The organism is Thalassotalea fonticola (assembly GCF_032911225.1).
GTDB lineage: Bacteria > Pseudomonadota > Gammaproteobacteria > Enterobacterales > Alteromonadaceae > Thalassotalea_A > Thalassotalea_A fonticola.
This window is the reverse complement of sequence record NZ_CP136600.1, coordinates 3,057,336-3,084,128: the sequence shown is the minus strand read 5'-3', so window position 1 is coordinate 3,084,128 and position 26,793 is coordinate 3,057,336. Positions and strand designations below refer to the sequence as shown.

The window sequence follows — 26,793 nt, the reverse complement described above, 5'->3', positions numbered from 1 at the left end:
TTATTGCAACTACATCTATTTTTGTAGTTTACTTTTATATTAGGGATCGTTTGATCCCTTTTCTATTGATTAAGCCGCTTAGTATTTGTACCGCGCCATTACTTTTGATCAGATCTGGCTTTATATTGGCTCGGGCTTAAACCGTGGAATAGCTTAAAGCTACGGCTAAAGTGGCTAGTGCTTGAGAAACCCAGTTCAAAACAAACATGAGTAATTTGTAGACCGCTTTTAATCAGCATCGCCGCTTGTTTCAAGCGTATTTGTTGTTGAAAGGCAATGGGGCTACAACCAAGGTTAACTTTAAAGTTGTGAAAAAATTTAGTTCGACTCATACAGGCTAACCGACATAAGTGATCAACATCTAAGGTTTCGTTGATATGCTTAACCATATAATTAAGTGCTGCATTTAAACCATTATTATCAGGCTCTTGCCCAGAGAATGATAGAATGAAATCTCGGCTTTGATGACGTAATAAGCGAATTGTCAATTCTGACACAGCCAGGTCAATCATATAACTACGATCTTGATGGTTTTCAGTATAAATTTCAACAATACGACTTAATAATGCCTGCGTTTCTGCATTGTGATGAGTATGCACAAGTTGTTCATTGTATTGCCAATGACCAAATACCTCTTGCTTTGCCATTGATGAATTCAATTTATCGGCTACTTGATTAACCCGTTCTTTTGATATTTCTATCGCTAAACATGTTGTCGGGTTGTTAAGGTCTGCAGTCGGAAAATCAATCTCTACCTCTTGGCTTGGTGCCATAATGAAAGATTCATGGGGGAAAAAGTCACTGTGATAATAATCATTCTCGGCATGCATGATTTTTTTCCCCGTTACCATACCACAAAAAAGTAATTGATCTGATTTTAGCTTTACTCGGGAAGCCTGTTGATAAGTATCATAAATACTAAGCTCAGATTCGGGGCCGGCAAAACTGATTTTATTTTCAACCAGTACGTTGGGTAACCTTCGCTTATGTTCAACGAGTTCCTTGAGCATTTTAATACCATTAAGTTGTTCGAAACGAGTGAACTGACAGTCAACTTTTTTGAATTATCAGCATAGTCGAATGTTAATTCTCCTACTAAGATAAGGTGTATAGATTAAAAAAACAACTAGAGGAAGGTATTATGATTTATGCAGCACCAGGCACAGATAAAGCGGTAATGAGCTTTAAATCTCGTTATCAAAACTACATTGGTGGCAAATGGGTAGAGCCTAGAAACGGTCAATATTTTGATAATATTAGCCCGGTAAATGGTGAAGTGATATGCCAAATACCTCGTTCAGATGGCGATGATATTGAGCTAGCACTCGACGCCGCACATCAAGCAAAAGAGGCTTGGGGCACAACATCTGTTACGGAACGCTCAAATATTCTGCTTAAAATAGCCGATCGTATCGAGCAAAATATTGAATTACTCGCGATTGCCGAAACATGGGATAACGGCAAAGCTGTACGAGAAACCCTAGCGGCAGATATTCCATTAGCAGTTGATCATTTTCGCTACTTTGCCGGTTGTTTACGTGCGCAAGAAGGCTCATTAGCTGAATTGGACGAAAAAACGGTTTCTTATCATTTTCACGAGCCACTTGGTGTGGTTGGGCAAATCATTCCGTGGAATTTTCCTATTCTAATGGCTGCCTGGAAACTGGCGCCAGCCCTTGCTGGTGGTAACTGCATAATACTTAAACCGGCAGAACAAACTCCGGCATCTATCTTAGTTCTGATGGAGTTAATTGAAGATCTGTTACCCGCAGGTGTGCTGAATATTGTGAATGGTTTTGGCCCTGAAGCCGGGCAGGCGTTAGCCAGTAGTAAGCGTATAGCTAAAATAGCGTTTACAGGTTCAACTCCCGTTGGTGAAAAAATTCTCCAATGCGCTGCGGCAAACATTATCCCTTCAACGGTTGAACTAGGTGGTAAGTCGCCAAATATATTTTTTGAAGATGTGTTGGATTTTGAAGACGAATATTTAAGTAAATGTATTGAAGGCGCAGTGCTCGCTTATTTTAATCAGGGAGAGGTTTGTACCTGTCCATCTCGGTTATTTGTTCATGAAAAAATATACGATAAGTTTATCGCCAAAGTGATTGAACGAACAAAGTTAATCACTCGTGGTAATCCTTTGGATACTAACACCATGGTGGGAGCGCAAGCGTCTAAGCAGCAGTTTGATAAAATATTAAGCTATATAGAAATTGGCAAAGAAGAAGGTGCCGAAGTATTAATGGGCGGTAATATTGAGCAGCTAGGTGAAGACTTAGACAATGGTTTTTATATTCAACCTACATTGTTAAAAGGTACTAATGAAATGCGCGTATTCCAAGAAGAAATTTTTGGACCGGTTATTTCGTTAACAACGTTTAAAGATGAAGCCGAAGTGTTAGCTTTAGCCAATAGCTCTGAATTTGGTTTAGGTGCTGGTGTGTGGAGCAGAGATATGAATCGCTCTTACCGTATGGGCAGAAAAATACAAGCTGGCCGAGTGTGGACTAATTGTTATCACATGTACCCTGCACATGCAGCGTTTGGCGGTTATAAAAAATCGGGTGTCGGTCGAGAAACCCATAAAGTTGCGTTAGAGCATTATCAACAAACTAAAAATCTATTGGTGAGCTATGATGTAAATCCATTAGGGTTCTTTTAGTGGTTAGGATCTATGTTCACAAATCTTGGCTAATTAAATAAGCAAAGTGAATAAGAATGGAGGCCTTAGGTCTCCATTCTTATAAAGGTTAAAATGAGTAAGTGACACTTACTACGGTTTCAGTGTCAGTGTCTTCGGTATCAACCGGTACTTCTTCAGTATGTTTAACTATGTAACTTAATTTTAAAGATAACTGGCCGATCACTTGAACTTTAAGTGCCGACTCTGAAAGACTAATAGTATTCTCTTCACCAATTTCAGTACTTAATAATTGTACGAAAGAGGCTGTAGGTGAAAATTTCCAGCTAAATAATGTCGATAGTCGTACTATGGTTTCTTCTTCATCTTCCGCTACTAATGGATCTTCAACTTTAGCCGAACGATAACCAACACCGGTTTCAAAATCCCAATCCATGTCTTCAGATTCGATCAAATTCCAACCAAGACCAGCAGTTGCTGTACTTTGTGAATCATAACCACTGAATTTATCTTCATCGTACGATATACGTCCAAAAACATAGTTTTTTTCAGTAAAATTATACTCTAAGCGGGTGAATGCACCCCAACGCTCAGCACTTTTTTCATCATTACTTTCAGAATATAAGGTTTCGAAATGAGCAACATATTTCCACGGCGCACTTTCACGTAAAACATGAACTTTACCACTGGTGGTTGTTTCTTCAGTATTACCTGTTAGGTTAGTGTAACCAAAATCTACATCTCCCGACCAAATCTTAACTTCTTCTTCAGCTATCGCTGCTGTGCTACTTAACGCTATGCTTAGCGCTAACAGTTTATATTTCATAACAATATTTCCCTGACTGCATTAATTGTATTTTATTTAGAACAACTCTTCTTCTTCGATTGATTCTTCCTGGCTTTCTATTATCTGTTCAATATTATCTTTATCAACCCACTCGGTTGGCTCTGACCCTTTAATAAAGTACTCAAACCTTGAGCTTCTATTGGTTTGATTGGTTCTTTTACCTGTTAACTTATCGATACGAATGGAGACTATATTGTCTGGTTGCAAAAATGCTTCAGGATCATACTTAGTTAAGGCAACTTCCATAAATTTAATCCATGAAGGTTGGGCGGCATTTGCCCCAGCTTCGCCGCCTGCAGTTTGGTTTCTACCTAAATTACTATTCACATTGGTCCGACCTAAATTACGACTCGGATCATCAAAGCCAATCCAAGAGCTTGCTGCAATTCTACGACTAAAACCACTAAACCAGGCATCTTTAGATTCATTGGTTGTACCAGTTTTTCCTGCTATATCTCGACGGTTCAGCGTTTTTGCACGCCAACCTGTACCGCTCCAACCTGTACCTTTGGACCAGTCACCACCACCGCCCCAAATAACACCATTCATCGCTTCGGTAACTAAGAAAGCATTTTCTCGGCTAATAATTCTAGGAGCTAAAGGAGTAGTGATCATTTCAACATCAATATCATCACTGGCATCGAAGCTATTGGCATACTCTGCTTGTGCAACTTCACATTCATAGCAAGCAACCTTCGGCTGGGCTTGATAAATAACTTCCCCATCAGCATCTTCAATTCGGTCAATAATATAAGGCTCTACTAAATAACCTTGGTTGGCAAAAGCTGAAAAGCCAGTAACAACCTGCATAGGTGTCATTGAAGCTGAGCCCAGAGCAATTGATTCATTTTTTGGTAACGCGGATTGATTAAATCCAAATTTGCCTAAATGTTTAATTAATGTGCTTAATTTCATGCCACGTAATAAGCGGACAGACATAACGTTTTTAGACTTGGCTAAACCTATTCTTACTCGTAGTGGTCCTTCATAAACGGCAGGAGAGTTTTTTGGTCGCCAGGCAAAACCTGATCGTTTATCCCACTGATTAATTGGTGCATCATTAACAATAGTGGCTAAGGTATAGCCATTGGCGAGGGCTGCAGAATATACGAATGGCTTGATATTAGAGCCCACTTGACGGTTCGCTTGGGTTATCCGGTTAAATTGGCTTTGGCTGAAACTGTAACCACCAACACTGGCTAAAATAGCGCCTGTATCTGGTGAAATAGCAACAATACCAGCAGAAACCTCAGGTAACTGGCTTAATCGATAGACGTTATCTGTAGTCGCCTTAACATAGATAACATCACCGCTGGTGAGAATTTGCTGGGCTAGCTTAGGTGCTTTACCTTGAGTTTTATCATCAAGATAGGCTCTTGCCCAAGACATACCTTGCCAATCAATCGTGCCAATATCACCATTGTTAAGTTGAACTTGTGCATGCTGTTCCTCAACGTGGGTGACTAAGGCAACAAGCAAATCGTTATAAACAGGAACCTTGTTTAAATGGTCAGCTATGTCTTCTGCATCAGGTTGTTTATTGCTGATTTTAATTAAAGCTTGTTCGTAAGCTTCAAAGTCATTCTCACTTAAACGCTTTTTCGCACTTGCTAATAAATAAGCTTTATCAGCTTCATTAAGCCATAGACGCTTAATTGGACCGCGATAGCCGTGACGTTCATCATATGCATATATATTACTGATAACAGCGTTTTTAGCTGCGTGTTGCAGGTCTGATTGCACCGTGGTATATATCTTTAAGCCTTTACCATAAGCGACTTCAGTGCCATACATTTCCAGTGCTTTTTTATTGGCCATTTCAGCAACATAAGGCGCACTTAGCTTAATATCTACGCCGTGCCTTTTAGTATGAATTTCTTCGTTGTTTGCCTGTTGGTATTCTGCATCGGAGATGTAACCACTTACTAACATACGTTGTAATACTGTGGTGCGACGAAACTTGGCTTTCTCAGGGTTACTAATTGGGTTATATGTGCTTGGCGCTTTTGGTAAGCCGGCGATCACCGCAATTTCAGCTAAGGTAAGTTCATTTATTTCTTTACCGTAATAAACCTGGGCAGCAGCACCTACGCCAAAAGCGCGATGGCTTAATTCGATTTTATTGAGGTACAGTTCTAAAATTTCGTCTTTGCTTAACAGCTTTTCCATATGCAAAGAGATGAAAATTTCTCGTATTTTTCGAATATAGGTTTGCTCGCGTGTTAAAAAGAAATTTCGTGCAGTTTGCATCGTAATAGTACTGGCTCCACCGGCATCGTTACCGGTAATTTGGCCTATAATAGCGCGTGTCATACCGATAGGATCCACACCAAAATGTTCATAAAAGCGGTTGTCTTCAGTCGCTAATACGGCATTTATGAGTTGCTGTGGCATATCTTTCAACTCGACCGGAATTCGTCTTTTTGTGCCAAATTGTGAAATGAGTTCGCCTTCGCTACTATAAATTTGCATTGGTATTTGTAATTGAACATCTTTTAGCACTTCAACACTGGGAAGGTCACTGCGCATGGTAAGGTAGAAGCCGCCTATAATTAGGCTGACAAGAAGAATGCCGAAGAGAAATAATTGCGTTAAACGTTTGAAAAATTGCACTAAAATTCAACTCATGGTAAAAAAGATATTAATATAATTCACTAGTATATATAGATATTTAGTGTAATAAATGTATTTTTAGCTATATTATGTTTAAATAAGAAAAATAATAAGAATAATCACAGGAAGTTATGCTAAGTAGATTATGGAATAAAAATGCGTCTAAAATGGTCGGAATAGACATTGGATCTTATTCGGTCAAAGCTGTTCTTATTAGTGAAGATAAAAACGGTTACCAACTAGATGCATTTTCAGTAGAGCCTATGCCAAAAGGCGCTGTAGTCGATCGAAAAGTTCAAGATATTGAAGCGGTCGGGGCAGTAATTCGAAAAGTACGCAAAAAAGTACTTTCAGCTGTACAAAATGCAGCTGTTGCGGTTTCTGGTTCTACTGTTATTACTAAAATAATCTACATGGACGTGTCATTAAATGATGACGAATTAGCAAGCCAAATTGAGATTGAAGCTGATAGCTTAATCCCATATCCTCTCGATGAAGTTAGTCTTGATTTTGAAAAACTCGATGTTAATGAAGCCGACCCTAGTAAAGTCAATGTTTTATTAAGTGCTGTACGAACCGAAACTATCGAAGCTCGTGTTGCTTCTCTTGATGCTGGCGGATTTCACACCAAAGTTGTTGATGTTGAATCTTATGCCCTAAGTCGAGCTTCAGCACTATGCTTGCCAACGCTGCCAGATGATGCCCCGGAAAAAGTTGTAGCTTTTATTGATATTGGCGCAACCATGACTTTGTTTACCGTAAATGAAGGTAACGACACTATCTATACACGCGACCAACTATTCGGTAGCGAACAATATACTCGTTCTATTGTTTCTTATTATAATAAAACTTTCGAAGATGCTGAAAAAGAAAAATTAAGCGGAGATTTACCACCTACCTACACTTTTGAAGTGTTAGCGCCTTTTCAAACGACATTAATTCAACAAATTCGTCGTGCAATTCAAATGTATTTAACCTTTAGTGGTAAGGAAAAGCTTGATTACCTAGTGATTTCTGGTGGTAGCGCGGCACTTGAAAATATTCAAGAGCTACTCTCGGCGGAGCTTGGCATTCACACCGTCATTGCAAATCCATTCAATGATATGGCTATCGGTGAGCAAATAGATGAAAACGTCTTAGCCCAGATTGCACCTCAGTTAATGGTTGCTACTGGCCTTGCATTAAGGAGTTTTTCACCATGCCACATATAAATCTATTGCCTTGGCGTGAAGAAACTCAGCGTTTAAGGCAGCAACAATATTTTTCAATACTAACGTTTTTAGCACTAATCAGCTTTTTGGTTGTATTTTTAATCAGCCAGTTTTATCAGGCAAAAATTGATGGTCAACGTGCTCGTAATCAATTCTTAACCAATGAAATTAAAGTTCTAGATGCCCGGATTGCTGAAATTAAAACTCTGGAAGAGAAGAAAAAAGATTTAATACAACGTATGACGTTGATCGAACAATTACAGAAGAGTCGTAATGTTGGTACGCAAGTGCTTGATGAAATTGCTAAAATTGTTCCGTCAGGGGTTTATATAGTTAAGCTTGAAAAACAAGGCAATGAGTTGTTGATACAAGGTAAAAGTGAATCGAATAACCATCTTGCCAATATGATCCGTGAAATTCAAAGTTCAAACTTATTGGCCGATGCAGAGCTTGAATCTATTACCAATTCAAGTAAATCAAGCAAACTGTTAAGTGATTTTAAAATGAGTTTACGTATTCAAGGTTTACTTGATAGCGAACAAATCAGCAATGCAGGAGGTCGATAATGGATTTAGATCTTTCCCAATTTGATAATCTTGACCTGAATAATATTGGTCAATGGCCAAAAGCGGCAAAAATAATACTTGCCATTGTTTTGGTCGCTTTCGTTTCTTACTTTGTTTATTACCTGTTAGTAAGTGATAAACTTGTTGAGCTGGAACGTGAAGCGGCACAAGAAAGTAAATTAAAGACCGATTACCAGGCCAAGTACTTTGTTGCTGCTAATTTAGAGTTGTTCAGAGAGCAAATGCTTGAAGCGGAAGAATTATTTTCTAAGCAAATTAAACGCTTGCCTGAAAGTCATGAAACCCCTGGATTACTTGATGATATTACTTTTGTTGGTACTACCAGCCGCCTAGATTTTGTTAAGTTAAATTGGCAGCCAGAAATTCAACAAGAATTCTATACTGAATTACCGATAGAGGTGAGAGTTACTGGTGCCTATCACGACTTTGGTGAATTCGTAAGTAAGATTTCAGGGTTACCGCGTATTGTAACCTTGCATGATTTTTCTATTGTTGGTGATGACAATGGCTTTGAAAATTCATTAACGCTAACACTGCAAGCTAAAACGTATAAGTACAGGGAGGGTAAATAATGCGTTATTTAGTTTTACTTTCAGTATTTTTATTATCAGCCTGTTTTGATGACTTAACAGACTTGCACGCCCATATTGATAAAGTGAAGGCATCAACACCAAATAAAATTGAGCCAATGCCACCGTTAACCGAGTTTAATCACTTTGATTACTCGGCATTTGCATTGCGCAGCCCGTTTGTTGCTCCAAAACCTGAAGCAATTCAGGAAAAAATGCAACAAATGTCAGATTGTTTACACCCGGATCCACGTCGAAGAAAGCAACCGTTAGAAAAATTTGCTTTAGAAAGTTTAAATATGCGTGGTACCTTAGGTGAAGAAGGAATTATTTGGGCATTAGTAGAAGCGGCAGATTCAACTCTCCACAGAGTATCTATTGGCAGCTATTTAGGCTTGTATAACGGTCGAATTACCAATGTCGGCCAAGAAGAAATAATAATAGTAGAATTGATTCCAGATGGCGCAGGCTGTTGGGTTGAACGAGAAACAACTGTTTCTATGGTTGAGCCGGATCAAGAGGGGTAAGGGAATTAATGTTTAGTCGTAAAATAAAAATAAAATCACCAAACAAATCAAGACAGGGAGCGCTTGGTTTTGTATTGTCTGCAGTATTATTGTTGGTTTCTTTTGGCAGTTATGCCGAAGGTAAACTTAATGATATTTATTACAACACACTTCTTGCAGATGAAATTGAATTTACTTTTGGTTTTGAGCAAGCGTTAACCGCCGAGCCGGTGGTAAAAACATTTACTGAACCTGCTCGTATTGAAATTATGTTCAATGCTACTGAGTTTGCTACCCCTCTAGCTGATACTCAAGTAAACCATGCGGGCATTAAAAACATCGATGTACAGCAAATTGCTGGAAAAATTAAAGCCACGGTTTTTCTTAAAGAATTGAAATTGTATCAAGCGGAAATTATTGAAGGTAAATTCGTACTTTTACTAAACAGCCTATCTACGTTTGATAAAACAGATCCACAAGCCGATGTTGCCAGCGAATTTATTAATAACATTCAAGCGATTGATTTTAGAAAAGGTGAAGCAAACGCCGGGCAAGTATTAGTTTTCTTAGATGACAGCATGTCTGCGGTTGATGTTAAAGACAAACTAGGCAAAATCAATATTGAATTTCATAACACCGATATTATGGAAGAATTGCTTTATAAACTGGATGTTACCGATTTTGGCACAATAGTGACTAGCATAGAAACCTTTAAAGAAGGCAACAATGCACGCTTGGAAATAGGTACCAATAAGCCGTTTACCATTGAGCATAACCAAATTGACAATATTTTCTCTTTAACAGTGAAAGAAGAGGAAGAAAAAAAGTCGTATTTAGAAGATGGCGAAGACTTTAACGGCAAAGCCATTTCATTAAACTTCCAAGACATTCCAATCCGCACAGTATTGCAGATTATTGCTGACTATAACGGTTTTAACCTAGTAACTTCAGACACGGTAAATGGCAATATCACCTTACGCTTAGATGGGGTTCCATGGGATCAGGCGCTTGATATCATTTTAAGAGTAAAAGGCTTAGGTAAGCGTATGGATGGAAACATCTTAATGATTGCCCCAAATGATGAACTTGTTGCCCGTGAAGCAAAAGAATTACAAGCGCAGCAGCAAGTATCCGAACTTGCACCTCTCTATGCAGAATATGTACAAATTAATTATGCGAAAGCGGCTGATTTTTCAAATTTACTTAAAAATGAAGGCACTAGCCTTTTATCTGAGCGTGGTAGCGTAACTGTTGATGAGCGTACCAACACCTTATTAATTCGCGATACGGCCAACAGTATTGAAGATATAAAGCGGATGATCAATGTGCTTGATATCCCCATTCGCCAGGTTGTGATTGAATCACGCATGGTAACGGTTAAAGATAACATCAGTGAAGAATTAGGTATTCGTTGGGGAGTAACTCACAACGGTGGCGATACGTCTAGTTCTGGTAGCCTAGAGGGAGCTGACCTAGCGAATGCTGGTGTTGTTCCATCAATCAACGACCGTTTAAATGTTAACTTACCTGTTGCCGATCCCGCCGGAGCAATAGCATTCCAAGTAGCTCGATTGGCAGATGGTACCATTCTTGACCTTGAACTTTCGGCAATGGAGCAAGAAAACAAAGGAGAGATCATTGCTAGTCCACGCATTACTACCTCGAATCAAAAAGAAGCGTATATTGAACAAGGTACGGAAATTCCTTTTGTGCAAGCAGCGTCAAGTGGAGCAACTTCTGTTACCTTTAAAAAAGCAGTTTTAGGCTTACGAGTTACACCGCAAATTACTCCTGATAATCGTATCATCCTTGATTTAATTATTACTCAAGATACCCGTGGTGACACTATCGCTACAGGTACTGGTTTAGCCACAGCAATTGATACGCAGGAAATTGGTACGCAAGTTTTAGTAAATAATGGTGAAACTATCGTCTTAGGCGGTATTTATCAGCAACAAGTGATCAATTCAATTTCGAAAGTTCCGGTACTGGGCGATATTCCATATGTTGGCTGGTTATTCAGAACTACGACAGAATTTAATGAGAAAAAAGAACTACTTATCTTCGTAACACCGAGAATAGTAACCGAAAAATTTTAAACGAAATCGCAAATAACAATCTAGCTAATCGACTTTAACAATAAGTAAATTACGTTAGATTGTATTTTTTTAAGGCGCATGCTTGCAATTTGTCTATAAGAATTGCGATAATTGCGCCCTTAATTTTTTCGAGGAGTGTCCTCAATTTCGTTAACAAATACCAAGTTGACTTAATATTCTTCGCTTTGGTATAACAATTTACGAGTATTAAAGAATCTCATGGCAGAAAAACGTAACATTTTCCTAATTGGCCCAATGGGCGCAGGCAAAAGCACAATTGGTCGAGAATTAGCTGATAAGCTACACCTAGAATTTTTTGACTCAGACCAAGAAATTGAACGTCGTACCGGTGCAGACATCGCATGGGTGTTTGATCTTGAAGGTGAAGAGGGCTTTAGAAAGCGTGAAGAAACTGTAATTGAAGATTTATCTTTGATGCAGGGCATAGTACTAGCCACTGGTGGTGGTTCAGTAATTAGCGATCAAATTCGTAATCACCTATCAGCACGCGGCGTTGTAGTTTATTTAGAAACTACTATCGATAAGCAAGTTGCCCGCACCCAGCGTGATCGTCGTCGTCCATTACTTCAAACCAAAGAAGAGCCGCGAACTGTGCTAGAAAACCTAGCGGTAGAGCGTAATCCTTTATACGAAGAAATTGCTGATGTGATCGTTCAAACTGACGACCAAAGCGCAAAAATTGTCGCCAATAAAATCGTCGAACGTCTGGACTTTTAACACCAAATGGCCAGCCTAAACGTTTCATTAGATGAACGTAGCTATCCTATCTATATCGAATCAGGGTTATTATCAAACAATAGCCCTTTGCCTAAACATATCAATAGCAAACGTGTTTGTATTGTTACTAACACTGTTGTTGCGCCACTTTATTTAGAAGCATTAAAACAACAATTGTCTGATTTTATTGTTGATGAAATAATTTTAGCTGATGGTGAAGCGCAGAAGAGTCTCGCTAATTTTGAAAAAATTATGGAGCATATGCTCGCTAATACTCATGGCCGGGATTCAACATTAATTGCTTTAGGTGGTGGTGTCATTGGTGATATTACCGGATTTGCAGCAGCATGTTATCAGCGTGGTATTGATTTTATTCAAATACCAACAACGTTGCTATCGCAAGTTGATTCTTCTGTTGGTGGTAAAACGGCTGTAAATCATCCGCTTGGTAAGAATATGATCGGTGCTTTTTATCAACCTAAAGCGGTGTTGATTGATATTGATAGCTTATTTACTTTACCTGTGCGTGAATTTAACGCGGGTATGGCAGAAGTAATAAAATACGGTATTTTAGGCGATAAAGAATTTTTTGATTGGCTAAGCAACAACAAAGCAGCGATTAAAGCAAAAGATAAAGTTGTTTTAGCCGAGATGATCCAACGCTGTTGTCAAAATAAAGCGGACATTGTTAGTCAGGATGAAAAAGAATCTGGCGTTCGCGCATTATTAAATTTAGGCCACACCTTTGGTCATGCCATAGAAGCCGAACAGGGCTATGGTGTTTGGCTACATGGTGAAGCGGTTGCCACCGGTATGGTGCAGGCTGCGCAATTAGCCGAACATTTAAATTATATCAGTAGTGCCGAGACACAACAGATTATCGATTTAATTGTCTATTTTGACCTACCAATTAAAGCTCCGGCATCAATGACCTTTGATGATTTCATCAAACACATGGCGCGTGATAAGAAAAATTTAGGCGGTAAATTACGTTTGATTATTCCTACTGCCATTGGAAAGTCTGAAATGTTTGATAACATTACTCATGAGCAATTACATCACGTGATCTGATTACGCTTTCCACATATTTCAAACACAAAATCGCCCACTAAGATAAGTAAGCCGATAAAGCAGTATAAGAATAATAATATGATCAACAAGCAAAGGGCTTTCTTAAAATGGGCGGGCGGTAAATATACCCTCAGCGATGTGATCAGAAAAATGCTGCCTAAAGGTAGTTGCTTGATCGAACCTTTTGCTGGTGCCGGCTCCATATTCCTCAATACTGATTATTCTAACTATATTCTCAATGATATTAATAAAGACTTAATCAACCTTTATAAAACCCTGCAAGTTAAACCTGAGCAGTTTATTAATGATGCTGCCAGGTTGTTCATGCCTGAATATAATATTAGTGAAGAGTACTATGAGATCAGAAAGCAGTTTAACGCTACTGACGACCCTTATCAGCGCTCTTTAATGTTTTTATACATGAATAGGCATGGTTATAACGGTTTGTGTCGATATAACTCTAAAGGCGGCTACAATGTGCCGTTTGGCAAATACAAACGACCATACTTTCCTGAGAATGAATTAATTAACTTTGCTGACAAAGCACAAAAAGCGGAGTTTGTTTGTGAAAATTACCGTGACACATTTGCCAGAGCTAAAGATGGCGATGTGATTTACTGCGATCCACCCTATGTGCCATTAAGTAAAACTGCCAGCTTTACTAGTTATGCCGGTAATGGTTTCGGTTTAGATGAACAAGCTGATTTAGCCAATGCCGCAGAAGAAATAACTGCAGAAAAAAACGTTACGGTATTAATTTCTAACCATGACACCATTTGGACTCGTAAAATTTACGAACATGCCTCTAAAATTAAGTCGGTTAAAGTAGCGCGAACGATCAGTCAAAAAGGTACTAATAGGAAGAAAGTTGGCGAGCTGTTAGCACTTTATAAACCGCAAACATAATGAACTGAAATAATTTGGGTCAGATCTAAATTATTTAATTTAGACCTGACCCCAATTATTTGAAGAGGCTAAAACTGTGGGCTGTTTAGACTACAAAGATAGTGGTGAATTAATAAGTAAATCACCATTAGGATAATTGCCCTTCATCGATGGGATATATGTTGTCATAAGCAAGATTAAAAAGATAAGCATAGACAACATAGAAAATAACCATACCAATATCCATCATAAAAGCGTGCCATAAGCTAAGATTTAACGTCCAGGCGATAACAGGTATAGTGATTACTAATAATCCAGCTTCAAATGCCAAACTGTGCATAACGCGCAACCAGAAGGTTTTCTTGATGGTATTCAATATTTTCAACATTAAATTATCGAAGCCGACATTAAAGGCGTAATTCCAGAACGTGGCGATAATCGAGAAGAAAACTCCCATTAATCCTACATGCGCCATGTCATAGCCCATCTGACCCATTACGCCAATAAGAATTGCTAAACCAATAATTTCAAAAGCAATCGCATGACGAATACGATCTTTTCTAGTTCTCATAATATATACCTATTAAAGTGCCAAATAATTAATGGCCAATGAAACCTACAAGTATGCCCCCGTGATCTGAATGTATTATTTCAAATAGAGGCTTAACATGTAATACCATTAAAGGGGGATAGAGTTTGTCGATGCAACAACCCATGTAAACAGCTTTATTTTACGTTAAACAAACAAGTTTCTTTATAGAATTGCTAAGTTCATCAATGTTATTTATGTCTCTTGGAATAATCAGTACCGTGCTATCAACTGCCATGGTTGCGAGAATACCAAATGAGTCGTCAAGATCGTCAAGAATGTTAGCCAAAATTGCGCCGCCACCAAACGTTGTTTTCAAAATTATTTGCACACCATTATTAATTACTTCAAGTGCTAACGCATTTATTGAGTCTTTAATTTCTTGTTGTTCAGAGTGAATAGGTAAACTATAAATTGAATGGTTCATTGCATTACGAATTCTAACTGCACCCATTTGCTTTAACATTCTTGATATTTTTGGTTGCGATATAGAGTTAAAGCCCAACTGCGAAAGCTGATCTGATAATTCGTTTTGAGTGCGAAATTCCCCTTCTTCAAGCATTGCCGTAAATGCTGTCAGAAGCTGTCTATTTTGCCCTTTACTATACCTTTGTTGCATGATGAATATCCTAGTCTTGGGGACTATTTGATGCTAACCAAAATCGAATGGCCGCTTCATAAGATAACGCCTGATTAGGTTGAATGGATTCTTCAATGCCCTTATCAATATCACTTTCGGTGTTTGTATTGTTACTATTTTGCATGCTGCCCTTCCCATATTTCAATTTGGTAGCTTTAATCATTGTTAGTTTGAACACTGTACAATTATCCTTAAGTTAAAATATATAATGAACATTCAAAGTTATGTTTGATTTTATCAAACATAACAAAGTTCTTTAAAACACTGGCTTTAATGACTAATATGAATGTTCCGTCAACTTTAAAAAGTTAACTTGATTGATTAAGGCAAGCTATGAATACAAAACCTACATTACGAGGGCAGCTTAGTGATATAGATCTACGCTTGCTGCGGGTATTCAAAGCTGTGGCTGAATGTGGAGGCTATGGAGCGGCAGAGCTTGAGCTTAATATAAATCGTTCAACTATTAGCATTCACATGTCTGACTTAGAGCAACGTTTAGGTATTAATCTTTGTCATCGTGGCCGTGGTCGAACGGTATTTTCATTGTCTGAACAAGGAAAGGAAGTTTACATTGCCATCGTTGAGCTGTTTGCCCAGCTTGATAGCTTTCGCAGCCGCATTAATGCCATTCAGTCAGAATTAACCGGTAAATTAAGAATTGCTCTGCCGGACGACTGGTTGCAACTGACACAAGAAAAATTATCTCCGGCGATTGCCCGTTTTCGACAAAAAGCCCCGCAAGTCGAATTGGAAGTTTTAGCACATGCGCCTAATGAGATTGATCTGGACATCATGAACAATCGAGCCGATATCGCTATTAATGTTGCTTATAGTAAACGGCCAGGTTTAGAGTACAAATTTTTGTATGCGCATTGTGGTAGTTTGTATTGTGGCGATAAACACCCGTTATTCAATCACAGTAAGGTAACTACCGAAGAAGTCTTGCAATGTGACTTAATTACGACCAGTCATGCGGTTAATAATACGCTCCATAAAATCTTTAGCCAATTTCCTAACCGTGCTGTAGCCAACCATATGTCAGGACGTATGGTATTGCTGTTGTCGGGTGGTTATGTTGGCTTTATACCTGATTATTTTGCCAAAACATGGCTTGACCAAGGTCGTATTAAAAAGCTGGACGTACCAGGTTTTGACTACACTTTAGATAATATGGTCATTTATAAAAAACAAGCAAAGGAGAACCCTTTAATAAAGTTACTAGTTGCCGAAATATTTAGATAAGTACATTGCTGTAGTAATTAGCAACATCTGTCCATCACTTTGAACCTTAGAACAAGTTTATTATCTGTTCTAAGATCCATAGCCATTAAACTGAAACATTCTTAAGCCTTAAAAAGCTTTTATTCCTAACAACCTCTATCCCCTAAGTGAATGGGGGATTGTTAATATTTTGTGCACTTCACAGCAAGATAATTAAACTTAAAAACCTCTATCCCCTAAGTGAATGGGGGATTGTTAATATTTTGTGCACTTTACAGCAAGATAATTAAGCTGAAAAACCTCTATCCCCTAAGTGAATGGGGGATTGTTAATATTTTGTGCTCTTCACAGAAAGATCATTAAACTTAAAACCTCTATCCACTATGTGAATGGGGGATTATTAATGTTTTGTGCACTTTACAGCAAGATAATTAAGCTGAAAAACCTCTATCCCCTAAGTGAATGGGGGATTGTTAATATTTTGTGCACTTCACAGCAAGATCATTAAACTTAAAACCTATATCCACTATGTGAATGGGGGATTATTAATGTTTTGTGCACTTCACAGCAAGCTCATTACGCTTAAAACCTCTATCCCCTAAGTGAATGTGGGATTGTTAATATTTTGTGCACTTCACAGCAAGCTCATTACGCTTAAAACCTCTATCCCCTAAGTGAATGTGGGATTGTTAATATTTTGTGCACTTCACAGCAAGCTCATTAAGTTGAAAAACCTCTATCCCCTAATAGTGGGATTGTTAATATTTTGTGCACTTGGCAATCTAACAACACAAAATCATCAAACTGATAAATTTTTTGGCCTCTCTCATATAATGGACAATATTATTATGGCGATACAATCAAATGCAGAAAAAGCATTACTAAAAACTAAATTCTTTCCTTATTGGTTAGATAATGAAGCTGCCCCTGCTGCAGAACCTGCGCTTATAGACAATATTAATTGTGATCTGCTGATCGTCGGTGCTGGCTTTACCGGCCTTTGGGCGGCGGTACAGGCCAAAGAAGCTAACCCTGAACTTGATGTAGTAATTATTGAAGCACAATGCATTGCCATTGGTGCATCAGGTCGACCTGCAGCTATTTTATCGTCATCAGTTATGCATGGGCTAGCAAATGCAGCCAAGCTGTTTCCTGACGAGATGGATGAGCTAGAACGCTTAGGCAAAGACAACATGGATGGTTTTAGAGATACCATTGAACGTCATAATATTGATTGTGATATTGAATGGGGCGGCGAACTAACCGTTTCAATCGGTGATGAAGGTATTGCTGATATAGAAAGTGAGTACAAATTATATAAAAAATACGGACATGATGCCCACCTGTTAGATAAAAATGAAATCAAAAACGAAATTAATTCGCCTTTATTTCATGGTGGTTTATGGTCGAAAAAACGCAGCGGTACTGTTCACCCTGCCAAATTAGCTTGGGGTCTTAAAAGAGTTGCAATGCAGCTTGGAGTTCGGGTTTTTGAATATAGCCCTTTAGTTAGTTCAACGCACTTAAAACCAGGTGTGCTGGTAACAACGCCAACAGGCTCAGTAAAAGCCCAAAAAGTACTGTTAGCCACTAACGCATTTGCTGCAGGTAGCGATAAAATTACGCAACGGGTTTCAGCGATTCGTGACCGTATCGTCGTTACTGAACCGCTAACCGATGAGCAAATGGAAGTCATTGGCTGGAAGAATCGTCAAGGTATATACGACACTCGTACGCAATTGAATTATATGCGTTTAACTGCAGATAACCGTATTCTTTTTGGAGGCCGTTTAGGTTATTTTTTCAATAATCACACCGACCCAAAACAAGATAAAGTGGCAGACAATTATATACGTTTAGTCGACAATTTTTATAAAACGTTTCCAACCTTAACTGATATTAAATTTTCGCACGCCTGGAGTGGCCCCATTGCACTAACAACCCGCATGGCGGTTCATTATCAGCATTATTATAATGGCGATATGATTTATGCTGGTGGCTACTCTGGGTTTGGTGTAACCGCCACGCGCTTTGGCGCAAGGGTTGGTTTGGAAGTGCTATTGCAAACCGATGCGCCGGAAACTAAAATGAAATTTGCGACAACATTACCTGGCTATATTCCGCCAGAGCCATTTCGTTGGATTGGCGCCAAGATCACCATGTATGCTTTAGATACCCTTGATGAAAAGGGCGGATGGCGTAAACCTTGGGTACGAATGGTTGAGAAAATGGGTTTCCCGGTTACTCAAAATGAACAATGAAGATTGTTAAGATAACAATTATTTAAAAATGCCCAACGTAAGTCTGGGCATTTTTAACCTAAATAATAAAGCTCTCTTGGCTTACCTTTTCAACTCGTTTGTTCGATAGCATGAATTAATGATCACTTTCTTCGCAAAGCGAAAGTAACAGCATCTTTACTATGATTTTCGAATTTTAGGACTAGCTTCTATTTAGTATTCCAATTAATAACACCTTTGTAGAAAAGGCACACTTCTATACCACATTATTTATTGAGATGAGTTACCGCATAAACGGTCAATAAAAAGCAATAGAAGTGTGCAAACTGTTATTCCACTTAAAAATTATAAGTGGCTGTTATTCCTACTGTACGTGGTGGCGTGTAAACGTTGTAAACGGTATCGTCCCATGCGGCATAAAGTGTTTTAGATGCAACATTCAATTCATCGGTGAGATTCTTCGCCCATAACTGTAGAGACCAATTATTATCGAAATCTCGAAGCATAAAGACCGCATCAAAAGTATATTGGCTGTCAATCATAGTTAGCGGTTCGTTAGAGTTATCAAAAAAGAAGTCACTTTGATATTGATAGCTTAAGCGCGCTGTAGCATCACCTAACTCGAAAAATTTCCACTCATAAGCAAGATTAATATTTAGTGAATGCTCAGGAGTTCGACGCATCTTATTACCGTTTAAATTATCATCATCGATAAATACATCTTTGGTGAATTCGGTATCTAAATAACCATAACTACCTGAAAGTGTCAGGTTATCTGTCGCTAATGCGGTAACTTCCAGTTCAAAGCCCTGAGCTTCACCACTACCATTAATTACAACTAAGTTTGGAATGCCTGTTCCACCACCATCAACCCATACAGCACTTTGAATATCGGTATAATCTGTATAAAAAATGGCACCATTCACTCGCAAGCGATCTTCAAAACCTTGTACTTTAAAACCAGTTTCATAGTTCCATGCAACTTCAGGTAGGAATGGCACAATCGCTTCCTTAGCACTCTCTGGGCCTTCCCCATTAAATCCACCAGCTTTGTAACCTTTAGCAATTGAGCCATACAAGAAAACATCTTTATTGGCTTGGTAGTCAATATTTAAGCTAGGTGTCCATTCATCCCATGAATCAGAGGTTTCAAAAGCATAACTGTCGACTCGATTGCCATCTAAATCTTCATGCAGGGTATCCCAATTGTCGAAACGACGCCCAAAAGCTGTACCGCTAAATTCTTTTTCATCTTTACTCCAACGGATCCCTGTAGTCATTGATAATTTTTCGGTAAAGTTATAAGTCGCATTGGTAAATATTGCATAGCTTGTGGTGATGTTATGGGTTGTGTTACCTAAGCTATTATCGTTCGCTCTATTTCCTGCTGTTGTGCCCCATTGAGTATGAAACCAATAATCAACAAGTTCATTACGGGCTATATCTTCCTCCATGTAAAAAGCACCAACTAACCAGCTAAAGCTTTCATTTAAGTCACCAGCAAGACGAAATTCTTGTGAAATTTGATCTGACTCTTCTGCTTTCAATACTAACCATTCGTCATCTACTTGAGTATTTGCAATCCAATCATCGTCTATACCCAAAGGATTGTTGTTTGCTGGGTCACCCCAAGGATCGAAGTGAATAGTATCATCAACCAAACCGGCGGCCCCATTTTCATAAATACTATATTCATTATCGCGATAAGCACTAATTGAAGTGAACTGTAAATTATCAAAACTCCAATTTATTTGTAAACTGACAGACGAGTTATCTGATTCTTCGTAACCGTCTTCACTGACTGTATCTTTTCTTGGGTCGGTACTTATAAAAGCTGCGTTCCTGCCGGCACTATAACCAATATGTTTTACTCTGGGTGTACCTTCAAGATCAGAAACCGCAGCCGTTAATAAAAATTCTAAATCATCCGTAGGCGTATACAGTAATTGCCCTCTGGCAGACATACGCTCTGTTTCATCGGCATCATTGCCAGTATGAGTATTTTCACCATATCCGTCGCGAGTGGTGCCAGAAAGAGCAAGTTTACCAGCAATATTTTCGGTTAAACCACCTGTAGCGTATCCTTTGACTTCCATTAAGCCATAGTCACCAACGGTTGCTTCCATGCTTCCTTCCATATCGCCATCGACAGGACGCTTGGTGATAAAGTTGATAGCACCACCAACAACGTTTTTTCCATAAAGTGTCCCTTGAGGTCCGCGTAATACTTCTACACTTTGCAGGTCATATAAGTCCATTGCTGCACTTGTGCCACGTGAAATGTACACGCCATCAATATACATACCTACCGCAGTTGCCGCGCCAGCACTTTCAACATCACTACCAATTCCGCGCATGAATAACTCTGGCTCAGCTGAATTGTACATGTTCATTTGAAAACCGGGTACGCGGCTTGATATGTCATCAAGTCCAACAATTCGTTGCTCTTTCATTTGGTCTGAACTGAAAGCCGAAACAGCAATGGGGGTAGATTGTAAACTTTCTATTTTATGTCGTGCTGTTACTGTAACTACCTCAATTGAGTTAGTTTCTTTTTCTATTGAGGTGTCGGTAGATTTTGGATTATCAATATTACTGGCATTTTGCGCAGCTGCTTGTGAACTATCCGCAGCATAGCTTGATACTGCTGTCGCATTTAACGCAATTGCCACGCATATCGCTATTGGGCTAAATTTTATATTGTCTTTTGAACTTCTCATATTCTTTCTCCTTCCCATTTGAACTGGGGGCATTAAGTTTTGTAATTTTGTCTAAGCTTCAGTGATTAATATTTGGTCTATAACCACTTGCTTTTTTCAAGCTATGCCACATTGTTATATAGGTAAAATAACTTGTGTACTTGTTTATATATGTTTTTTATTATAACTGAGCTTGAATTTTACCCGCTATAAATACCCAATATATTCAATTGGTTACAGTTGTTTTTGCGGTTTAGTTATTTGCTATGCTTGTATTTAAGGCAGTATTTTTGAGCAATACGTCATTGCTTTATCCGCCCAACATTTGTTTGCCCAGGTGGTATTTCAAACAGGGGGTCACCGAGTAAAGGACTTGATAGAACATAGAATCCATGGTTAGTAAATAAATACATTAAGTTTCTGTCCCACTCGACAAAAACAGCATTGGTTGGATTGCCAAAGTGCCAGTTCATTTCAGGATCCATCATTTTGGGGACGAAGTAGCCAGCCACATTGATATTGTTAGGATCCTTTAAATCAAATAATTGTAAGCCGGCATTGTAAAATGACCATGGTGCATAACGTTCATTTGGCGTTCCTGGTTGAATAGAACGACCAGATGCTCCAGGGCGTTTAGGGCCAAAGCTGCCTCTGCGTTGACAATAATCAGTAAATGTTGCCTCTTGTGGAGGGGTTGGGCGTTCAAATGTACTGACCACTTTAGGCTTGGTTGGCTCCGTGACATCAATAGAAAAAATATCTTTGTATGGTTCATAACAGTCTTCAACAAAGGGGTAGCCATTAAAATAAACATGTCCTGTTTTAGCAACTACGTCAACATATACACTATCCCCCTCGTTACCACTCACCGACATAGGGAAGTCATCTATCTTTCCAACAGTTTTCATATTGCTAGGATCTGATATATCAACAACATGAAAACCCCAGCCGCCCATGGCAACATAGCCGTATTTACCGCCAAAATCTGGATATTTAGGCACAAACATAGCCCTTGCACCTAAACGGGATGCTTTATTACTATGGCGAGGATTCTTTTTAAAGGCTTCTTGCTCGCTCAATAACTGGCCAGGTACATGCCATGTAGATAGGTATTTGGGCTTGCTTGGATCAGTCATGTCATAAGCACTTATGCCATAACTATAGAGCATGCTGCGATAAGGCTGATTGCCATAGCTATCATCAGGAGCACAGGTAATAAACATATACTTACTGTTGCCATCCCAAGCGAACTCAGAGCAGCCTCCACCTTGCTGGGGGCGCTGTTCAACAGTAGCATTTGGATCTGAAGTAACAGACGCAACTAATTCAAACTTGTCTTTGTCAGTCATTTCAAAAACCCTAAAACCTTTTAACGTTGGCCAGTTGCGTATACCTTTTACTCGATCAGGATCTAAATATTTGTTCTCAAGATAACCAACGTATGGTGGAGAATAAGTTTTAATGGTGTAGTATTTATCAAGCCGTGGTACATAGCGGAAAAAGCCCCATAAAGAAATGTCATCTTCTCCATTCACATCAGATTTCACCGCTTTGGGAGTAGGAACTTTAATTAACTTACGCGGATCCGTAATGTCATAAATATGCATGTTAGGATATCCACTATTGTACATATAACGACGACCATCAAAATCTAATACCGATTGGTAAGTGTGACCGGTACTTGTCACATAAGGATAGAAGGCTTCTACTTTGATATTTTGACTGTATTGCTCCATATCGATATACGTTAGGCTGCCTTTAAATGGTTTAGGCCCTTTTATTTCTGGCGCAAATTTAGGGTGTGTGTATTTTCCTGTCGTTTTGTTAAACCCGAAAGTCGACGGATCAGGGTGTTCGACTTCACCATCTATTCTGCCCGCTGCTTCACTTAAAGGAGTTAATGACTTTTTGGGCAATACCCCTAATACTTTATCAACATAATAAAACTCAGGTAATATGCCTGTATCTGTGCCATCTGGCTTAACTGCAGCATTATTTTCAGATAATTGTGGTAACTGTTTATCTGGTAACTCTTTGGTCTCGTTTTTCTCTGTTTGTATTGGTGAACAAGCACAGAGGCTCACGAGTAATACCAAGCTAATAAAGCGATAGCTTAGTCCTTTAAACAAAGAAGCTGGGGCAATCAGATTCTTTTGAAGTAATGATTTCATCCGATTGACTAGATGTAACCAAGTACTGACGATAAGGGAGGTATTCATTAGTCACCTTTTCTTAAATATTAAAACTTTTAATGGAATTGTTTGTCGCAAGGCCCACTCATTAAAGCCATTTGCATTGACGCTTGTTATAAAAACTACACTATTCAAAATAAACAAACCAACTCATTATTTTCATCATGATAAGTCAAAAAATTCATTTTTAACTGTTTTGATAAATTGCTACAGTTTTAATAAATCAAATACGTTTAGATATTTTCGGAGAAAGTTGTGGTAGTAACAAATATTTTTAAAACCTATTTTTTACCAGGCTTTGTTATTCAATCGGTCTTAATGGCAGGAGGTTTTGGCACTGGTAGAGAGATTGTCGAATTTTTTACCAACTTTGGTAGTGTTGGCGGTCTGCTAGGACTATTAACTGCTTTTATATTATTTTCTTTAGTAATTAGCTTAAGCTTTAAATTTTCTCTGAAGTTCGCAGCATTCGATTACCAAAACTTTTTCTCTAATCTTATCGGCAAGTTTGCTATAAGTTATGAAATTACTTACCTGCTATCTTTAGTGTTAGTTCTCAGCATTATTAGTGCAGCAGCAGGAAAGTTAATTGCCGATTACTTATTATTACCAAAGATAGCGGGAATTATTTTATTACTTGTACTTATTTTGTCGTTACTTACTTTTGGGCGTAAACATGTTGCAAACTTTCTGGTGCTTAGTACGAGTTGCGTTTATTTAGTATTGAGTGTGGTAGTAACTTTTGTTTTTATTGAAGGTTGGGAGCAAATAGTTTCAAACTTGCAACAAGCAGAAATAAAAGCCGGTTGGTTCTTGTCTGGTAGTAAATTTACTTTATATAACATTGCAGTAATACCAGGTTTGCTATTTGCTTGTAAAGGTATAAAAACAAGCAAGCAAGCTACAATATCAGGCGTTCTTGCCGCCGCAATTTTAATCATTCCAGGTATTATGATCCACTTTATATTATTGTCTGATTACCCAAGTGTGACAGAGCAATCTTTACCGATTTTTTCTGTAATTGCAGAAATGGGTTTATCTACAATAATGCCGTTCTATATTTTAATGTTATTCCTAACGTTTACCGCAACTGCGTTAGGTTTAATAGAAGGCTTCCTTGAAAGAGTGAATAAATTTGTTATCAATAAGCAAAATAAGCCTCTTTCAATAAAATCTTCCCTTGTCATTGGCACGAGTTTAATGGGCATTAGTTTTGTATTGAGCAAGGTAGGGATGATCGCTTTAATTGCTAATGGTTATTCACTATTGGCTTACTGCATGCTAGTTATTTATGTCGTACCGCTTTTTTTGTTTTTTCTAAACAAGAAGTTCAAATCAAAACCAGCACCAACTTCAAGTTAATTTACCTCGAACGTTAATTAGCTTTAGCTAACTTTACTCTTTTTTACTTTACAGTATTACTTACTGGGACTACTTATGGCCAAATTATCACTACCTTCGTTAGAACAAATTAACTTAGCAAGGACGAAAATATCTCCCTATATTGTTCGAACCCCTTTAATTAAGCTGAATATTGAGGGCTCCAATGAGATTTATTTGAAATTAGAAAACTTACAGCCAATAGGAGCATTTAAAATTAGACCCGCTTTAAATAGCCTGCTCAGCTTGCCAAAAAAGCAACTGACTAAAGGCGTTTTTACTATAAGTTCAGGTAATATGGCTTTGGGATTGGCTTGGGCAGCCAATAAATTAAAGGTGAAAATGGTTGGTTACGTTTATCTAGGAGCTCCTGAAGCAAAACTAAGCGGTATAAGGGAATTAGGCGGGGAAATACGTTATCTTCCTACTGAAACCTGGTGGCGCTGCCTTTACAAAGATGAAGAGTTAAGTACTGAAGAAACTGAAATCCATACGGTTTTGAATAATGAAGTTTTAGCCGCAAACGGCACTATAGCGATGGAAATACTAGAAGACTTGCCTGATGTGGATGAAATATATGTTCCTTTTGGTGGAGGATCATGCGCAGTAGGTATAGCCAATGCCATTCAAAAGCTGGCGGCCAACGTGACAGTTTCAGCCGTTGAATCGAGTCATGGCTCACCACTTGCACAATCTATAGCGGCGAAAAAACCGGTACGTATTGAGACTGAAAATACCTATATCAAAAGTATCGGCGGAGATTCGGTGTTTGCGCAAATATTTACATTTGTAAATCAGCTTTCTGTAAAAAATACAGTCGTTAATATCGACAAAATTAGCCAGACGATTGGTTTATTGTTTCATAAAAACAAAATAATTACTGAAGGTGCTGGGGCTGCATCTGTAGCAGCAGCAATGGAAAACTCAAACAATCACAAAAAGATAGTGTGTGTTGTTACCGGGGGGAATATTGATGATAAGGACTTCATTAAAATTCTAAACGGAGAAAGGCCGTAAAGACCTATTTATATTATTAGAAGCTTTTACAGTTTTAGTTTTTCTAACTTTTTCTGGAATTGATATACCTTACTTTCTGAGGGATCATTTTTTCGAATTACTGCGTACCATTGGATGAAAATTCCCTTTTCGGTTAATTGCTTTTCGATGATTTTTCTTTGTAGTTTGAAGCGTTTCATTACCCAGCGTGTAAGTATTGAAATGCCCAATTCTTCCTTAACCAAATCAACAATAACTTCAGTATGCCCGGCACATAGTATTTTCTTTGGTTGTACCGATGAGTGCTTAAAGAAAAGGTCATACTCTCGTCCTTCTTGTGGCGTAGTAGCATTTGTAATAAAAGCGTGATTTTCAAAATCTTCATTTATTAAAAACGATTTATCTTTTAAGGAATGGTTGGCTGGAATAATTGCCACCATCTCATCCTCAAACAATTCAACAACATTAAAGTTGATATTATTGGGCTTTAAATGAGTAATCGCCAAATCAATGGTGCCATCTTTCAATGCTTTTAGTGGATCAAGTGATGCATCAGCCACTATTTCAATGTCGACTTCAGGATGAGACTTATTGAAAGACTTTAATACTTTTGGAAACCAATGATAACAATTGAAACTACTGGTACTTATCCTTAGAACCTGATCTATGCCATCCATCATGCGTTCAATATCAAGCTCTGTATTTTGTAGTTGTTTGAGAATTGATTGAGCGGAAGTGACTAGTACTTTTCCTGCTTTGGATAATGTAAGCTTTTTATTTCTTCGCTCAAATAGTAATAGTCCTAACCGTGCCTCAGCCTCATTAAGGCGATGACTCAAAGCAGATTGAGAAAGATTAAGCTTATGCGCTGCGTTGGTAATATTTCCATCACTTTCTGAAATTGAAACAACGGTTTGCAAATGGCTGATGCTTAATTTATGCATATTAATTCTTTTCTTTTTTAGATTGTTCTACTTTAATTTATTTTTCCATTATTGTTAATAATGATATGAAAATAAAAACTCAACTATGGGCTCTAAAGCAGGCAATGGGCAATTATGGTAAA

General features: G+C 38.3%; 22 protein-coding genes. 13 read left to right on the top strand and 9 right to left on the bottom strand.

Annotation, left to right across the window (positions count from 1 at the left end):
- Positions 1 to 98: 98 nt before the first annotated feature.
- Entirely contained in the window at positions 99 to 1,010 is a 912-nt protein-coding gene (locus tag RI844_RS12500) for an AraC family transcriptional regulator (protein WP_348395004.1), read from the bottom strand.
- A 131-nt stretch (positions 1,011 to 1,141) separates the two neighbouring features.
- Between RI844_RS12500 and exaC the strand changes: the two genes are divergently transcribed.
- A complete protein-coding gene (exaC, locus tag RI844_RS12495) occupies positions 1,142 to 2,662 on the top strand; it encodes an acetaldehyde dehydrogenase ExaC (RefSeq protein WP_348395003.1) in 1,521 nt (506 codons plus the stop codon).
- Positions 2,663 to 2,750: 88 nt separating this feature from the next.
- Here the strand turns inward: exaC and RI844_RS12490 are convergent, their stop codons facing one another.
- Positions 2,751 to 3,467 carry a DUF481 domain-containing protein gene (locus tag RI844_RS12490; RefSeq protein ID WP_348395002.1) on the bottom strand — a complete coding sequence of 239 codons (717 nt, stop codon included), beginning with the start codon at positions 3,465 to 3,467 and terminating at the stop codon, positions 2,751 to 2,753.
- 36 nt (positions 3,468 to 3,503) lie between these two features.
- The gene (locus RI844_RS12485) at positions 3,504 to 6,101 is read right to left on the bottom strand and encodes a penicillin-binding protein 1A (protein WP_348395001.1); all 2,598 of its coding nucleotides are present in this window, start codon (positions 6,099 to 6,101) and stop codon (positions 3,504 to 3,506) included.
- A 131-nt stretch (positions 6,102 to 6,232) separates the two neighbouring features.
- Here RI844_RS12485 and RI844_RS12480 point away from each other — a divergent pair, with 131 nt between their 5' ends.
- The 8 genes from RI844_RS12480 (at position 6,233) to RI844_RS12445 (ending at position 13,788) form a co-directional block, all read left to right on the top strand.
- Positions 6,233 to 7,312: a pilus assembly protein PilM gene (locus RI844_RS12480; protein WP_348395000.1), complete on the top strand. Its 1,080-nt coding sequence runs from the start codon at positions 6,233 to 6,235 to the stop codon at positions 7,310 to 7,312.
- Complete coding sequence (locus RI844_RS12475) at positions 7,300 to 7,878, top strand: PilN domain-containing protein (protein ID WP_348394999.1); 579 nt, start codon at positions 7,300 to 7,302, stop codon at positions 7,876 to 7,878. The genes RI844_RS12480 and RI844_RS12475 overlap by 13 nt, the downstream gene beginning before the upstream one ends.
- The gene (pilO, locus tag RI844_RS12470) at positions 7,878 to 8,471 is read left to right on the top strand and encodes a type IV pilus inner membrane component PilO (protein ID WP_348394998.1); all 594 of its coding nucleotides are present in this window, start codon (positions 7,878 to 7,880) and stop codon (positions 8,469 to 8,471) included. Before RI844_RS12475 ends, pilO begins: the two co-directional genes overlap by 1 nt.
- The gene (locus tag RI844_RS12465; RefSeq protein WP_348394997.1) at positions 8,471 to 8,995 is read left to right on the top strand and encodes a pilus assembly protein PilP; all 525 of its coding nucleotides are present in this window, start codon (positions 8,471 to 8,473) and stop codon (positions 8,993 to 8,995) included. The genes pilO and RI844_RS12465 overlap by 1 nt, the downstream gene beginning before the upstream one ends.
- 8 nt (positions 8,996 to 9,003) lie before the next feature.
- The gene (locus RI844_RS12460) at positions 9,004 to 11,073 is read left to right on the top strand and encodes a type IV pilus secretin PilQ (protein WP_348394996.1); all 2,070 of its coding nucleotides are present in this window, start codon (positions 9,004 to 9,006) and stop codon (positions 11,071 to 11,073) included.
- A 219-nt stretch (positions 11,074 to 11,292) separates the two neighbouring features.
- Positions 11,293 to 11,811 carry a shikimate kinase AroK gene (aroK, locus tag RI844_RS12455; RefSeq protein ID WP_348394995.1) on the top strand — a complete coding sequence of 173 codons (519 nt, stop codon included), beginning with the start codon at positions 11,293 to 11,295 and terminating at the stop codon, positions 11,809 to 11,811.
- A 6-nt stretch (positions 11,812 to 11,817) separates the two neighbouring features.
- Positions 11,818 to 12,882 carry a 3-dehydroquinate synthase gene (gene aroB, locus RI844_RS12450; RefSeq protein ID WP_348394994.1) on the top strand — a complete coding sequence of 355 codons (1,065 nt, stop codon included), beginning with the start codon at positions 11,818 to 11,820 and terminating at the stop codon, positions 12,880 to 12,882.
- A gap of 78 nt (positions 12,883 to 12,960) precedes the next feature.
- Positions 12,961 to 13,788 carry a Dam family site-specific DNA-(adenine-N6)-methyltransferase gene (locus RI844_RS12445; RefSeq protein ID WP_348394993.1) on the top strand — a complete coding sequence of 276 codons (828 nt, stop codon included), beginning with the start codon at positions 12,961 to 12,963 and terminating at the stop codon, positions 13,786 to 13,788.
- Positions 13,789 to 13,915: 127 nt separating this feature from the next.
- Here RI844_RS12445 and RI844_RS12440 read toward each other — a convergent pair whose 3' ends face one another.
- From RI844_RS12440 to RI844_RS12430, 3 genes are all read right to left on the bottom strand, one after another.
- Positions 13,916 to 14,338 (bottom strand): PACE efflux transporter, encoded by a 423-nt coding sequence (locus RI844_RS12440; RefSeq protein WP_348394992.1) that lies wholly within the window; start codon positions 14,336 to 14,338, stop codon positions 13,916 to 13,918.
- 160 nt (positions 14,339 to 14,498) lie between these two features.
- A complete protein-coding gene (locus tag RI844_RS12435) occupies positions 14,499 to 14,975 on the bottom strand; it encodes an arginine repressor (RefSeq protein WP_348394991.1) in 477 nt (158 codons plus the stop codon).
- A 10-nt stretch (positions 14,976 to 14,985) separates the two neighbouring features.
- Positions 14,986 to 15,120, bottom strand: a complete 135-nt coding sequence (locus tag RI844_RS12430; RefSeq protein ID WP_348394990.1) for a hypothetical protein — start codon at positions 15,118 to 15,120, stop codon at positions 14,986 to 14,988.
- A 209-nt stretch (positions 15,121 to 15,329) separates the two neighbouring features.
- Between RI844_RS12430 and RI844_RS12425 the strand changes: the two genes are divergently transcribed.
- Both RI844_RS12425 and RI844_RS12420 read left to right on the top strand, forming a co-directional pair.
- Positions 15,330 to 16,241, top strand: a complete 912-nt coding sequence (locus RI844_RS12425; protein WP_348394989.1) for a LysR family transcriptional regulator — start codon at positions 15,330 to 15,332, stop codon at positions 16,239 to 16,241.
- A gap of 827 nt (positions 16,242 to 17,068) precedes the next feature.
- On the top strand, positions 17,069 to 18,481 hold the full coding sequence (locus tag RI844_RS12420) for an NAD(P)/FAD-dependent oxidoreductase (RefSeq protein WP_348394988.1): 1,413 nt from the start codon (positions 17,069 to 17,071) through the stop codon (positions 18,479 to 18,481).
- Between the two features lie 317 nt (positions 18,482 to 18,798).
- Here the strand turns inward: RI844_RS12420 and RI844_RS12415 are convergent, their stop codons facing one another.
- Together RI844_RS12415 and RI844_RS12410 are read right to left on the bottom strand one after the other, a co-directional pair.
- Entirely contained in the window at positions 18,799 to 21,180 is a 2,382-nt protein-coding gene (locus tag RI844_RS12415) for a TonB-dependent receptor (RefSeq protein ID WP_348394987.1), read from the bottom strand.
- A 281-nt stretch (positions 21,181 to 21,461) separates the two neighbouring features.
- Positions 21,462 to 23,378: an LVIVD repeat-containing protein gene (locus RI844_RS12410; protein ID WP_348394986.1), complete on the bottom strand. Its 1,917-nt coding sequence runs from the start codon at positions 23,376 to 23,378 to the stop codon at positions 21,462 to 21,464.
- A 228-nt stretch (positions 23,379 to 23,606) separates the two neighbouring features.
- On the opposite strand from RI844_RS12410, the gene RI844_RS12405 reads away from it, so the two are divergent.
- Together RI844_RS12405 and RI844_RS12400 are read left to right on the top strand one after the other, a co-directional pair.
- A complete protein-coding gene (locus tag RI844_RS12405; RefSeq protein WP_348394985.1) occupies positions 23,607 to 24,713 on the top strand; it encodes a hypothetical protein in 1,107 nt (368 codons plus the stop codon).
- A gap of 75 nt (positions 24,714 to 24,788) precedes the next feature.
- Positions 24,789 to 25,748: a pyridoxal-phosphate dependent enzyme gene (locus tag RI844_RS12400; protein ID WP_348394984.1), complete on the top strand. Its 960-nt coding sequence runs from the start codon at positions 24,789 to 24,791 to the stop codon at positions 25,746 to 25,748.
- A gap of 26 nt (positions 25,749 to 25,774) precedes the next feature.
- On the opposite strand, the gene RI844_RS12395 is transcribed toward RI844_RS12400, so the two are convergent.
- Positions 25,775 to 26,671 carry a LysR family transcriptional regulator gene (locus RI844_RS12395; protein ID WP_348394983.1) on the bottom strand — a complete coding sequence of 299 codons (897 nt, stop codon included), beginning with the start codon at positions 26,669 to 26,671 and terminating at the stop codon, positions 25,775 to 25,777.
- Positions 26,672 to 26,793 lie beyond the last annotated feature (122 nt).